The sequence below is a fragment of the Sciscionella sediminilitoris genome (assembly GCF_000737195.2).
In the GTDB taxonomy this organism is placed as follows: domain Bacteria; phylum Actinomycetota; class Actinomycetes; order Mycobacteriales; family Pseudonocardiaceae; genus Sciscionella; species Sciscionella sediminilitoris.
This window is the reverse complement of record NZ_JALM01000205.1, coordinates 1-1080: the sequence shown is the minus strand read 5'-3', so window position 1 is coordinate 1080 and position 1080 is coordinate 1. Positions and strand designations below refer to the sequence as shown.

The window sequence follows — 1080 nt, the reverse complement described above, 5'->3', positions numbered from 1 at the left end:
TTTCAGGGGAAGTCCAAGGGATCTGACCGGTGAATATGGCGCCAGCGAAGTCGGCACCATCGAGATTGGTGCTGTGGGTCAGGTTGGCGTCAGTACGGTTCGCGCCTCGGAAGCTGCTTGGTGCCGGCGAGGCTGGCGTTTCTGAAGTGGCCGTCTCAAAATCGGCGCCGTTGAAGGAGGCGCCGGGCAGCTTGGCGTGTGTGAAACGGGCATGTGCCAAGCAGGCGTTGTTCAAGTCGATCTGCGGATCATCGCGCTGCGGTTGCCGATCGGCAACCACGGTGAGCGCGGCCTGCACGTCGACGGCAGGCGGCTGGTCGGAGCAGCTGGGCCACGCCCTGTGGCTTCGCGGACGAACGTGGTCAGCAAGTTGACCATGGGCTGGCACTCGCGAGAATCCTGGATGATGCGTTTCAAGGAGTAGATGCCGCCGAGGCGGAGCACGAGGTTGTCGTGGTTGCCCAGCTGCTTGATGGCCATGCTGAACCGGTCCGTGATTTGTTGCGGCCGAAGATTGTCGCCCTGATCCCGGGTTGCCTGCTGTGCGGCTTGCGCGGTGATGGTCTGCGGAATGGCGAAGGCTAGACTGATGAGCACCGCGCCCAGGGTGAGAATCTGGGTGAGGTCGAAACGTCGCCACGGCGGGGTTACCCCTGACCTTGACGAAGCCATAGTGGCCCGCGGCCGGGAAGCGACTCGGGGGCGACGTCGGGTGTGGCCCCGCCCGACAAGCGCCTGTCGGCCAGCGGTGGAGACACCCGGACGACGGAGTCCCCTCCCGGCCGGTCGTAAGTACGATCCAGAACCTCGGCGACCATGGGCATGAGATCACTGCTTATGGTCTGCACCATCCCACAGCGACACTTCGCGTGGCCCTATGCCTGCAGGGCTTGTTGGGTAAGGACGGCGAGACCCAGTTGTGGGGTGTCGATCAGCAAACTGCTACCAGCAGCGCAAAGCGAATGCGCGCAGACGGTATCTCACCCGCCAAAGTTGGTCTCAAACCCCCAGATCCGCTGCTCGTTTCCGCAATCAACTTCCGGTCTGTGGCAATATGCCTGGCTTGATAGCTGCCCGGTC

General features: G+C 63.1%; 2 protein-coding genes. Both read right to left on the bottom strand.

Annotation, left to right across the window (positions count from 1 at the left end; all coding sequences use genetic code 11):
* A partial coding sequence (locus AD72_RS37440) for a pentapeptide repeat-containing protein (RefSeq protein ID WP_197285179.1) occupies nt 1-235 on the bottom strand: 235 nt, incomplete at its 3' end.
* Nucleotides 232-597: a hypothetical protein gene (locus AD72_RS37435; RefSeq protein WP_055731222.1), complete on the bottom strand. Its 366-nt coding sequence runs from the start codon at nt 595-597 to the stop codon at nt 232-234. The genes AD72_RS37435 and AD72_RS37440, both read right to left, overlap by 4 nt.
* Nucleotides 598-1080: the final 483 nt, after the last annotated feature.